This is a genomic window from Selenomonadales bacterium 4137-cl, assembly GCA_032334055.1.
Lineage (GTDB): Bacteria > Bacillota > Negativicutes > Sporomusales > UBA7701 > Anaeroselena > Anaeroselena agilis.
This window is the reverse complement of the sequence record JAUOZS010000001.1, coordinates 1,952,605-1,964,547: the sequence shown is the minus strand read 5'-3', so window position 1 is coordinate 1,964,547 and position 11,943 is coordinate 1,952,605. Positions and strand designations below refer to the sequence as shown.

At 62.4% G+C, this 11,943-nt stretch carries 11 protein-coding genes; 9 read left to right on the top strand and 2 right to left on the bottom strand.

The window, feature by feature from the left end; translation table 11 throughout:
* The first annotated feature begins 20 nt into the window (after window positions 1–20).
* The 6 genes from Q4T40_10400 to tnpA all read left to right on the top strand — a co-directional run bounded on the left by Q4T40_10400 (window position 21) and on the right by tnpA (window position 6,361).
* Window positions 21–1,304: a dihydrolipoamide acetyltransferase family protein gene (locus Q4T40_10400; GenBank protein MDT8901653.1), complete on the top strand. Its 1,284-nt coding sequence runs from the start codon at window positions 21–23 to the stop codon at window positions 1,302–1,304.
* A gap of 25 nt (window positions 1,305–1,329) precedes the next feature.
* Complete coding sequence (gene lpdA / locus Q4T40_10395) at window positions 1,330–2,724, top strand: dihydrolipoyl dehydrogenase (protein ID MDT8901652.1); 1,395 nt, start codon at window positions 1,330–1,332, stop codon at window positions 2,722–2,724.
* Entirely contained in the window at window positions 2,700–3,389 is a 690-nt protein-coding gene (gene lipB, locus Q4T40_10390) for a lipoyl(octanoyl) transferase LipB (protein ID MDT8901651.1), read from the top strand. Before lpdA ends, lipB begins: the two co-directional genes overlap by 25 nt.
* Window positions 3,386–4,279, top strand: a complete 894-nt coding sequence (lipA, locus tag Q4T40_10385) for a lipoyl synthase (protein ID MDT8901650.1) — start codon at window positions 3,386–3,388, stop codon at window positions 4,277–4,279. The genes lipB and lipA overlap by 4 nt, the downstream gene beginning before the upstream one ends.
* A 55-nt stretch (window positions 4,280–4,334) precedes the next feature.
* Window positions 4,335–5,567, top strand: coding sequence for an ATP-binding protein (locus Q4T40_10380; protein MDT8901649.1), 1,233 nt, complete (start codon window positions 4,335–4,337; stop codon window positions 5,565–5,567).
* Window positions 5,568–5,893: 326 nt separating this feature from the next.
* Complete coding sequence (gene tnpA / locus Q4T40_10375) at window positions 5,894–6,361, top strand: IS200/IS605 family transposase (protein MDT8901648.1); 468 nt, start codon at window positions 5,894–5,896, stop codon at window positions 6,359–6,361.
* A 134-nt stretch (window positions 6,362–6,495) separates the two neighbouring features.
* On the opposite strand, the gene Q4T40_10370 is transcribed toward tnpA, so the two are convergent.
* Together Q4T40_10370 and phoU are read right to left on the bottom strand one after the other, a co-directional pair.
* Window positions 6,496–7,167 carry an MgtC/SapB family protein gene (locus tag Q4T40_10370; GenBank protein MDT8901647.1) on the bottom strand — a complete coding sequence of 224 codons (672 nt, stop codon included), beginning with the start codon at window positions 7,165–7,167 and terminating at the stop codon, window positions 6,496–6,498.
* A complete protein-coding gene (gene phoU, locus Q4T40_10365) occupies window positions 7,157–7,834 on the bottom strand; it encodes a phosphate signaling complex protein PhoU (protein ID MDT8901646.1) in 678 nt (225 codons plus the stop codon). Before phoU ends, Q4T40_10370 begins: the two co-directional genes overlap by 11 nt.
* A gap of 197 nt (window positions 7,835–8,031) precedes the next feature.
* Between phoU and Q4T40_10360 the strand changes: the two genes are divergently transcribed.
* The 3 genes from Q4T40_10360 (at window position 8,032) to Q4T40_10350 (ending at window position 11,938) form a co-directional block, all read left to right on the top strand.
* Window positions 8,032–8,859 carry an HAD-IIA family hydrolase gene (locus Q4T40_10360; protein MDT8901645.1) on the top strand — a complete coding sequence of 276 codons (828 nt, stop codon included), beginning with the start codon at window positions 8,032–8,034 and terminating at the stop codon, window positions 8,857–8,859.
* Window positions 8,860–8,899: 40 nt separating this feature from the next.
* Window positions 8,900–9,946 carry an extracellular solute-binding protein gene (locus tag Q4T40_10355; protein MDT8901644.1) on the top strand — a complete coding sequence of 349 codons (1,047 nt, stop codon included), beginning with the start codon at window positions 8,900–8,902 and terminating at the stop codon, window positions 9,944–9,946.
* A 309-nt stretch (window positions 9,947–10,255) separates the two neighbouring features.
* A complete protein-coding gene (locus tag Q4T40_10350) occupies window positions 10,256–11,938 on the top strand; it encodes an iron ABC transporter permease (GenBank protein ID MDT8901643.1) in 1,683 nt (560 codons plus the stop codon).
* Window positions 11,939–11,943 lie beyond the last annotated feature (5 nt).

The window sequence follows — 11,943 nt, the reverse complement described above, 5'->3', positions numbered from 1 at the left end:
ATATCCGAGGAGGAACAAATATGGCGACAAACTTTTCGATGCCCCAGCTCGGGCTCACCATGACCGAAGGCACGGTCAGCAAATGGTTCAAACAAGTGGGGGAGAAGGTGGCCGCCGGCGAAATCCTGGCCGAAATCTCCACCGACAAAATCACCAACCAGATCGAAGCCCCCGCTGACGGCGTCCTGCTCGCCGTCCTCGTCCCCGAAGGCGGCGTCGCCCCCGTACAGGCCGTCCTCGCTGTCATCGGCGAACCTGGCGAAAAAATCGACGCCGCCGAGGCCGAAGTCGCCGCCGCCGCTCCCGCCCCGGCCGCCCAGGCCCAGGCGCCCGCCGCTCCCGCTCCGGCCGCTCGCGCCGCCGCCGGAGACGGTCGCGTCATCGCCTCGCCCCTCGCCAAAAAACTCGCCCAAGAAAAAGGCATCGACCTTGCCCTCGTAACCGGCACCGGCCCCAACGGCCGCGTCGTCGAAAAAGACATCCTCGCCTACGCCGCACGCCAGGCCGCGGCCCCCAAAGCCTCGCCCCTGGCCGCCAAAATAGCCGCCGAGCATGGCGTCGACCTTGCCGCCATCGCCAAAGACAGCCGCATCATGGCCGCCGACGTCCGCGCCGCCATGCCGGCCCAGGCGCCCGCCGCCGCCGTTCCCCTCACCGGCATGCGCAAAGTGATCTCCGACCGCATGGCCCTCAGCTGGCAAACCACCCCCCATGTCCACAACACCGTCGAAATCGATATGACCGAAGCCACCAACCTCAAAGACAAGCTCGCCCAACAGGGCAGCAAATTCTCCTTCACCGAGCTCATCGTAAAATGCTCGGCCAAAGCGCTCGCCGAATTCCCCATGGTCAACAACTCCTACGTCGACGGCAGCCTCGTCGTCAACAAAGCCATCAACATCGGCATCGCCGTCGCCCTGGAGGACGGTCTCATCGTCCCCGTCGTCAGAAACGCCGACCAGAAAACCCTCGCCCAACTGCGGGCCGACATAGGCGAACTCGCCGCTAAAGCGCGAGGCGGCAAACTGCTGCCCGACGACTACACCGGCGGCACCTTCACCGTCACCAACCTCGGCATGTACGGCGTCGACCACTTCACCCCCATCATCAACCCCCCCGAATCCGCCATCCTCGGCGTCTGCCGCACCGTCCCGCGCCCCGTCGTCGTCGACGGCGCCATCGTCATCCGGCCGATGATGAACCTCTGCCTCGGCTACAACCACCGCATCATCGACGGTGCGCTCGCCGGCAAATTCCTGGCCCGGGTCCGCGAACTGCTCGAACAACCCATGCTCCTGCTCTAAAAATAATTATAAAGGTGATTAACCCATGAAAAAAATTGTTGTCATCGGCGGCGGGCCCGGCGGCTACGTCGCCGCCATCCGCGCCGCCCAGCTCGGCGCCGAAGTCCACCTCGTCGAAAACCAGCACATCGGCGGCACCTGCCTCAACGTCGGCTGCATCCCCACCAAAGCCCTCCTCCACGCCGCCGAACTCTACCACGCCATCACCCACGGCGCCTCCCAGGGCATCAAAGCCGACAACGTCACCGTCGACTGGCCGGCCGTCATGGCCCGCAAACGCGCCGTCGTCACCAAACTCGTCCGCGGCGTCGAAGGCCTCCTCAAAGCCAACGGCGTCACCGTCCACCGCGGCGCCGGCGCCCTCAAAGGCCCCCGCACCGTCGAAATCGGCGGCGACAGCCCGGTCACCCTCGAAGCCGACGCCGTCATCATCGCCACCGGCTCCGAGCCTGTCCGCATCAATTTTCCCGGCGCCGACCTGCCCGGAGTCATCGACAGCACCGCCGCCCTCTCCCTGCAGGCCATCCCCGCCTCACTCGCCATCATCGGCGGCGGCGTCATCGGCGTAGAATTCGCCGCCCTCTACCGGTCCTTCGGCGCCGAAGTCACCGTCATCGAAATGCTGCCTGAAATCCTCCCGCCCGTCGACGGCGAAATCGCCGCCCTCATCCGCGGCCACCTCGCCAAACAGGGCGTCAAATTCCTCACCGGCGCGCGACTCAGCGAAGTCAAACAGACCGACGCCGGCCTCGCCGCCGTCGTCGTCGCCGGCGACAAAACCCAGGAAATCGTCGCCGAACAGGTCCTCGTAGCCGTCGGCCGCCGCCCGCGCACCGAAGGCCTCGGCCTCGAAGCCGCCGGCGTCGCCGCCGAGCGCGGCCGCATCAAAGTCGACGCCAACTTCATGACCAACCAGAGCGGCGTCTACGCCGTCGGCGACGTCAACGGCCTCATCATGCTCGCTCACGCCGCCTCCGCCCAGGGCATCGCCGCCGTTGAACACGCCCTCGGCCACCGGAGCGCCTACCACGTCAACACCATTCCCTCTTGCATCTACACCAACCCCGAAGTCGCCGGCGTCGGCCTCACCGAAGAGGCGGCCAAGGCGCAGGGGATCGCCTACAACACCGGCACCTTCCAACTGGCCGGCAACGGCAAAGCCCTCATCGAAAGCGGCGGCACCGGCCAGATCAAAATCATCTCCGGCGCCAAACACGGCGAAATCCTCGGCGTCCACATCTTCGGCCCCCGCGCCACCGACCTCATCGCCGAAGCCGCCCTCGCCCTAAGGCTCGAAGCCACCGTCGACGAACTCGTCACCACCATCCACGCCCATCCCACCGTCAGCGAAGCCATGGGCGAAGCCGCCCTCGCCGTAGCCGGCGCCGCCATCCATTGGCCGCCGGCCCGCAAAAGCTGATGCACCGCTGCCTCCTTCTCCAGCCCGGTCTCGTTAACTACGACACCGGGCTGGTCCTCCAAAGAGAGGCCCGCGCCCTTGTCGAAAACGGACGCTACGACGGCATCCTCCTCCTCCTCGAGCATCCCCCCGTCGTCACCATCGGCCGCGGCGGCGGCGACGAAAACCTCGTCGCCCACCCCGCCTGGTTCAAAGCCCGCGGCATCGCCGTCGCCCACACCGACCGCGGCGGCAACGTCACCGGCCACAACCCCGGCCAACTCGTCGGCTACCCCATCTTCGACCTCGCCAAATGGCGGCAGGACGTCCACTGGTTCGTCCACACCCTCGAAGAAGCGATCATCCGCACCCTCGCCCGCTACCGCCTCACCGCCGGCCGCAAAGCCAAATACACCGGCGTGTGGCTTGCCGACGACAAAATCGCCGCCATCGGCGTATCGGTAAAGCGCTGGATCACCGGCCACGGCTTCGCCCTCAACGTCGCCAACGACCTCGCCCTCTTCGACACCATCGTCCCCTGCGGCATCAAAGAATTCGGCGTCACCAGCCTCGCGCGCGCCGGCGTCGCCGCCGCCGTGCCCGAAGTCGCCGCCCAGGTCGCCGCCGAAATCGCCGCCGTCTTCGACATCGAATACAGCGAGCCCCAAGGAGTTGAAACCCAGTGACCACCTCACAACCCGCGCGACCCCCCTGGCTCGTCCAGCGCGTCGCCCCCGGCAGCTTCGAAAAAGTCAGCGGCCTCCTCGGCGGCCTCGGCCTCCACACCGTCTGCCAGAGCGCCCACTGTCCCAATATCGGCGAATGCTTCGGCCACGGCACCGCCACCTTCCTCGTCTTAGGCAGCGTCTGCACCCGCCGCTGCCGCTTCTGCGCCGTCCCCAAAGGCGAGCCCGTCCCCCTCGACCCCGGCGAGCCCGCCCGCGTCGCCCAGGCAGCCGCCGCCCTGGGCCTCCGTCACGCCGTCGTCACCTCCGTCACCCGCGACGACCTCCCCGACGGCGGCGCAGCCCATTTCGCCGCCGTCATCGCCGCCATCCGCGCCGCCTGCGGCGCCAGCGTCGAAGTCCTCACCCCCGACTTCGGCGGCAGCGAAGCCAGCCTCGAAACCGTCCTCGCCGCCCGCCCCGAAGTCTTCAACCACAACCTCGAAACCGTCCCCCGCCTCTATCCCTCCGTCCGTCCCGGCGCCGACTACCGCCGCTCCCTCGGCCTCCTCGCCGCCGCCGCCCGCCGGCCCGTCCTCGTCAAAAGCGGTCTCATGCTCGGCCTCGGCGAACAGGAAGACGAAGTCCGCGCCGTCCTCGCCGACCTCGCCGCCGCCGGCGTCCGCGCCCTCACCCTCGGCCAGTACCTGCGGCCGTCCGACAGCCACCTGCCGGTCGTCGAATACATTCACCCCGACGCCTTCCGCCGCTACGAGGAAACCGCCCGCTCCCTGGGCTTCGACCATATCGCCGCCGGCCCCCTCGTCCGCAGCTCCTACCACGCCGCCGCCTTCGTAAACGGCCCGGAAAATGTAACTCTTGACACAAACACCCCGTCTGTTATTAAATAGATGTAATATTGGTTTCCGCCCTCGGCGGACACCTAAACACGGACGAGGTGATCCCATGTTCGCCGACCTCAATAACCTGGTTATTTTCCGCAGCCTCCTCGACGACCCGGTCGTCAGGCAGCTCCTCGCCCACGCCGACAGGGCAGGGGAGGGGGGAGCCCTGCCGCCCGCCACCGTCGCCGCCCTCATCGCCCTCGCCGAGCAATACGGACTCGCCGGCAACGTCCTCGGCGACCACCTCATCTACCTCCTTGTCGTCGACGAAAACACCTTCAGCATCACCGCCGAAAAACAGCGCGGCCAGATCGGCGCAAGCCTTCTTACCGCCTGCGCCCACGACCTCGCCATCCTAAAGCGCGTCCACGACGCCACCGCCGCCTTCGCCGGCGGCCTGCTCGCCGGCTACAGACCCACCGTCGCCAGCGACCTCCTCGCCTTCAACGCCCTCAAGCAAAGCTGGGCATCCGCCGGCGCGGCCACCCCCGCCGGCCTCGCCGCCATGCTCGCCAAGCACTACGCCGTCTACGGCTGCGGCCAGATGGCCAACCACGTCGCCTTCCGCTGGGACCGCAAAAACGGCCTCGCCGGCATAACCCACTACGACAAAACCACCTTCGACGACATCATCGGCTACGAGCGCCAGAAAAACACCCTCAAAGAAAACACCGAAGCCTTCCTCGCCGGCCGCCCCGCCAACAACGTCCTCCTCATCGGCCCCCGCGGCACCGGCAAATCCTCCACCGTCAAAGCCCTCGTCAACGCCTACGCCATCCGCGGCCTCCGCCTCGTCGAAGTCGCCAAGGGCGACCTCCTCCACCTCCAGACTGTCAGCGACCTCCTCGGCAGCCGCGGCAAAAAATGCATCCTCTTCCTCGACGACCTCTCCTTCGAAGACTCCGACGGCGACTTCAAACACCTCAAAACCGTCATCGACGGCAGCCTCCAGACCAGGCCGGCCAACGTCCTCATCTACGCCACCTCCAACCGCCGCCACCTTGTCAAGGAAACCTGGCAGGACCGCCAGGGCGGCGACGACGAAATCCACCGCTTCGACTCCCTCAACGAAAAAATCGCCCTCGCCGACCGCTTCGGCCTCACCATCACCTTCCCGTCCCCCGACCAGCAGGAATACCTCAACATCGTCCACAAACTCGCCCAGAAGCACAAAATCGGCCTCGGCGAAGAACAGCTCAACAAAGAAGCCCTGCAGTGGGAATTCAGCCATTCGGGGAGGTCCGGCCGCGTAGCCCGCCAATTCATCCAACATCTATTGGGCAAAATAGTCTGAGGCGGACGCCCAGAACCGCCCATCTACTGCGTTGCTCCTCGGATGGCCCACTCGACGTACGCAACCAAGTACGCCATCGCGGGCCATCCTCCGGTGCGCCTTGTATCTGGACGGTTCTGAACGTCCGCTCGCATAGGGGTGGATCGTGCCCCCATAGCAAAAAAAAACCGCCTCCCGGCGGTTTTTTCGCGTTGCGTAAGCGGCAACCACCTGCTAAGCAGGTGGTATCAAAAAGCTTATAGCTATGCGGAGGAAAGAAAAGCCTCCTTTGTTAAAATATATGCAGGTTTGCCGACCGCATAAATAACAAAGGAGGCGCATCCAAAATGGATACTCAAAGTCTATCACACAGCAAATGGCGCTGTAAATACCACATAGTTTTCGCTCCAAAATACAGAAGGCAGGTCATCTACGGCAAAATTAAGGCGGATATAGGGGTGATACTCAGAAAGCTTTGTGAGTATAAAGGGGTAGAAATACTCGAAGCCAATGCATGCCCGGACCACATCCATATGCTAGTAAGCATACCGCCCAAAATCAGTGTAGCGTATTTCGTGGGGTACTTAAAGGGCAAAAGCTCGCTTATGATATTCGATAGGCATGCGAACTTGAAATACAAGTATGGTAATCGACAATTTTGGTGTCGGGGATACTTTGTAGATACAGTAGGGCGAAATAAAGAGGCGATTGAGAAGTATATCAGGGAGCAATTGCAAGAGGATATAGTTGCCGACCAACTGAGCCTTAAAGAATTGATTGACCCGTTCACGGGTGAACCGGTAAAAAGGTCATAAAAAAGCCAGCCCCTTAAGGGGCTGACTGAGAACGCTATGCGGTTGGCAAACTTTCAGTGAGTCTTGAGACTCAGCTAGTATCATGCCCTTTCAGGGCTAACCCAAGCCACCCGTTTAACGGGTGGCTCCGTGACTCACTTCGTATCGATATCCAGAATGCCCTCGATGCCGCACAGCTCCTTGATCACCTTGTCGAGCTCGCTGCGTTCCGAAAGCTTCACCGTCAGCGGGATATAAATCTTCCCCGGCTCCTCGGCGTCCTCGATCTGGATCTGGAGGATGCCCACCCCCAGGCCGCCCAGGGCAGAGCCGATGCGGCCGATCTGGCCCGGCTTGTCCAGCGACTTGATCAGCAGGTCCTGCACCCGCGGGCTGCGCTTCGCGTACAACTGGTCGATCCGCGGCAGCACCTCCAGCGCCAGCACCACCAGCATCGTCGTCGCCACCGCCCCCACCAGGGCGCCCGCCCCGGTCGCCAGGCCCACGCTCGCCACCACCCACAGGCTGGCCGCCGTCGTCAGGCCCTTGATCGTCGGCCCCTCCTTCATGATCGCCCCGGCGCCGAGAAAACCGATGCCGCTGACAACCTGGGCCGCCAACCTGGCCGGATCGGCGTTCGTCTTGCCCTCCACGCCGGCATACAGATTCAGCGACAGCACCGCCACCAGGCACGACCCCAGGCATACCAGAATATGCGTCCTCAGCCCCGCCGTCTTGCCGCGGTGCTGGCGCTCAAACCCGATGATGCCGCCCAGAATGACCGAAATCACCAGGCGCGTCACCATCGTATAATCGTCAACCAACAGTCTCGCCCCCTTGCGCCGCTTTCTTCTTCATCGGCTCGCCCTCGACGATGTAAAACGCCAGCTCGGCGATATTCGTCGCCCGGTCGGCCACCCGCTCGATATAGCGGATCGCCACATGATAATCCATAATCGTCTCCTGGATCCACGGCTGCACCGACAACACGCACACCATATCGCGGAACAGATCGCGGTTGCGTTTATCGACCGAATTATCCTTATCGACAACCTGCCTCATCAGCGCGCAATCCAGCGTATCGTAACAGCGCAGCGCCCCCCGCAGCATCTCCAGCGACTGGTCCTTCATACTCGCCACCGACCCGTGCAGCGTCATCAGCGGCTCCATATTCAGCGTCGCGAACTTCTTCTGCACCAGCTTGGCGATCTGATTGGCGTAGTCGCACGTCCTCTCAAGCTCCATCGCGATCTTCAGGCTGCTGGTCACGAAATTCACCTCGTCGCGGCAGCAAGGCCTGGCGGCCAGACTGCCGAGGCAAAGCTCGTTAATCGCGAGATACATCGCATCCACCTGTTTCTCTATCTCTCGCGCCTCGGCCGCAGCCACGGCGTCGTTATCCACCAGCGCCCTCACGGCCAGGCCGACCGCCTCCGCCGTCTTATCGCCCATCGTCAGCACATTCTTCTTCAATCCCGGGAAATCGAACTCCATAGAACAGCCACCTCTCAGAAACCGGATATTCGTAATATATTCAACGTAAAGCAAGAATTATCATGCAACTCTGACAAAAAAATTATCTAGACATCCGGACCGGATTTTTATAATATTTTCCGAAAAAAGAGAGGATTGCCAGGCAAGTTTAGCGAAATACACCCCATTAACATACGGCGGAATCGAAGAGTGAGTTCATGATGATGCGCAGACTTGCTGACATACGTTGCTTTCTCCTTGACATGGACGGAACCTTCTACCTCGGCGAACAACTCTTGCCGGGGTCGCTCGACTTTATGCGCTACCTCAGCCATAGCGGCAGGGACTACCTCTTCCTCACCAACAACTCGTCCCGGTCCGCTGTTTTTTATGCCGAAAAACTCACCGCGATGGGCTGGCCCGCGAAACCGCAGGACATCCTCACCAGCGGCGAAGCCGCCTGCCTATACCTCGCCAGGCGCCACCGCGCCGCCCGCGTATTCCTCCTTGGCACCCCCGACCTCGAAGCCGAATTCGCCGCCCATGGCTTCACCCTCACCGCCGACGCCCCCGACTTCGTCGTCCTCGGCTTCGACAAAACCCTCACCTACGACAAACTCACCACCGCCTGCCGCCTCATCCGCGCCGGCGTTCCCTTCATCGCCACCCATCCCGACATCAACTGCCCCACAGAAGACGGCTTCATCCCCGACTGCGGCGCCATGACCGAACTCATCGCCGCCTCCACCGGCGTCCGTCCCCACATCATCGGCAAACCCCACCGCGACATCATCGACGCCGTCCTCGCCAAAACGAACTGCCCGGCGTCTGCCACCGCCATCGTCGGCGACCGCCTCTACACCGACATCGCCACCGGCAAAAACGCCGGCATCACCTCCATCCTCGTCCTCAGCGGCGAAACCAAAGCAGCCGACCTCGGCTCCGCCGCCGTAGCCCCCGACTACATCTTCGCCGACCTTGGCACCCTCAGGCTGGCCCTGGCCGCCGACGACCAACAGGAAGAAAGACTTCCCGTCCGCGGCTGACCAAATAAGGCCCGATTTTATTTATCAGGGAGGTAGCATCGTGAAAAAACCCTCGTATCTCATCATTTCTCTCCTCGTCATCGTCGCCATGTCCCTCACCCTCGTAGCCGGCTGCGGCGGCGGCGACAAAAAACCGGCGGATGCCCCGAAAGCCAAAGGCCCCTCCGGCACCGTAATGATCTACACCTCTATCTACCCCGACATCATCGAGCTCATCAAACCGTCCCTCAAAAAACAGTTCCCCAACCTCGAAGTCCAGTGGTTCCAGGCCGGCACCGAAAAAGTAATGGCCAAAGTCGCCGGCGAAATCGAAGCCAAGAAAATCCAGGCCGACCTGCTCATGGTCGCCGATCCTTCCTACTACCTGACCCTCGAGAAGCAGAACCTGCTCCTCAAATACGACTCCCCCGTGCGCAAAGACGTCAAAATCAACAAAGATAAAGACGGCTACTGGACCGGCGTCCGCATCTCCAACATGATCATCGCCTACAACACCGCCAAAGTCAAAGAAGCCGACGCCCCCAAATCCTTCAAAGACCTGCTCGATCCCAAGTGGAACGGCAAAATCGCCATGCCCAGCCCGCTGCTCTCCGGCACCGCCTACGTAACCGCCGGCGAACTGTCCGCCAAATACGGCTGGAAATACTTCGAAGACCTCAAAGCCAACGGCCTCAAAGTTGAAGAAGGCAACTCCGCCATCCAGAACAAACTCGTGCGCGGCGAATACCTGGCCGCCATAATCCTCGAAGAAAACATCCTCAAAATCGGCGCCAAAGGCGAACCCGTCAAAGTAGCCTACCCGGCTGACGGCACCATCGTCATCCCCAGCCCCATCGCCATCTTCAACACCTCCAAAAACCAGGAAGCCGCCAAGGCCGTTCTCGACTGGTTCCTCTCCAAAGAAGGCCAGGAAGTCATCGTCAAAGGCTGGATGCACTCCGTCCGCGACGACGTCGCTCCCCCCAAAGGCGCTCCCGCCCTCAAGACCTTCATCGACAAAGCCATCAAGCCTGACTGGACCCGTCTCTCGGCGGAAAACGAAAAAATCAAGGAAACTTTCCGCAGCAAGGTATTGGAGAAGAAATAACCTTTGTCACAGTAGGGGAGGGGAGAAGTTTCCCCTCCCCGTCTATGGGACCGTTGATAAACCCCCATCTGCGGCGTTAGCCCTGCGCGTGCTCGCTCAGCGTACATACGAGTACGCCTCCGCTCGCATGCTCGGTCTGCCTGGCATCTGGGGGTTTCTGAACGGTCCGTGCAAATCGCCAACTCGTCGGCCATGAGCGATTCATCCGCACAGTTCATATTCTACGGCCGTACGCTGCCTCATAGAACAACTTTCGTGCAATCATTCATTCTGGGGGACGAACAATCCCCCCATACTCAGGGGGTACCCGTGATAAACCGCCTGCGCCAAAAATTCGACGCCAAATGGGTCGCCATCACCGCGGCCGTGGCCGTCCTCGTCCTCTTCATCGTTTTCCCCATGCTCTACCTCATCTGGCGGAGCATCTTCGTCGAAGGCTCCTTCGACTTTGCCACCTACCGGCACGTATACTCCCAGTCTGCCAACTGGCGAGCCTTCCTCAACACCTTCTACATCTCCCTCTCCGTCACCCTCGCCAGCGTCTGCATCTCCTTCCCCCTTGCCTGGCTCGTCGGTCGCACCGACCTCCCCGGCAAAGGCTTCTTCCGCACCACCTTCATCGCCAGCTACATGATCCCCCCCTACGTCGGCGCCATCGCCTGGACCCAGCTCCTCAACCCCAGCGTCGGCTACCTCAACGATTGGCTGGTATCCGTCTTCAAACTTTCCAAAGCACCCTTTGACATCTACGGCATGGGCGGGCTCATCTGGTGCCTCACCCTCTTCTACTCGCCCTTCGCCTTCATCACCATCTCGCGAGCCCTCGAAAAAATGGACCCCAGCCTCGAGGAAGCCTCGCGGGTCGCCGGCGCCTCGCCCCTCGGCACCCTGTGGCGGGTCACCCTGCCCCTCATGTTCCCCAGCATCATCGCCGGCGGCGTCCTCGTCTTCATCGGCGTCGGCTCCGCCTTCGGCATCCCGGCCATCATCGGCATGCCCGCCCAGATCGAAGTCCTCACCACCCGCATCGTCACCTACGTCTACCTCGGCACCGGCAAAGGCATCCGCGACGCCACCGCCCTCGCCGTCTCCCTCATGATCGCCGCCAACTTCGTCCTCTACGCCTCCACCTGGATTCTCACCCGCAAAGACTACGTCACCATCAGCGGCAAGAGCACCCGCCCCAACCTCGTCGAACTCGGCAAATGGAAATGGCCGCTCACCCTCCTCGTCAGCCTCTACGGCTTCATCGCCATCTTCCTGCCGTTAGCCTCGATAGCCGTCACCTCGCTCATCAAATCCCTCTCGCGGCCCATCTCCCTCGACAACCTCACCATCGCCACCTGGCTGGCCGCCCTCAAAAACGACCAGTACATGACGCCGTTGTGGACCAGCTTCGTAACCGGAGCCGCCGCCGCCACCATCGCCACCGTCATCGCCCTCTTCACCGCCTACCTGCTCGTCAAGACCAAAATGCGCGGCCGGGCCATCCCCGACGCGCTGGCCACCCTCGGCGGGGCCACCCCCAGCATCGTCATCGCCCTCGCCCTCATCATCACCTTCTCCGGCGAGTTTGGGCTAAACCTCTACAACACCTTCGCCATCCTCGTCGTCGCCTACATGGTCAAATACATCACCATGGCGGTGCGCACCATCGCCGCCTCCCTCAGCCAGGTCCACTCCTCCCTCGAAGAGGCCGCCCTCAACTCCGGCGCCACCTGGCTCCAGTCGCTGCGCGACATCATGCTGCCCCTCATCGGGCCCTCCATCGTCGCCGGCTGGTTCCTGGTCTTCATGCCCTCCTTCTACGAGCTCACCATGTCCATAATCCTCTACGGCTCCCAGACCAAGACCATCGGCGTCCTCCTCTACGAACTCCAGACCTACGCCGACCCGCAGGACGCCTCCGTCCTCGCGGTCATCATCCTCCTAATCATCCTCGTCGGCAACCTCATCCTCCGCAAGGTCTCAAAGGGAGCCATCGGCATATAAACGCG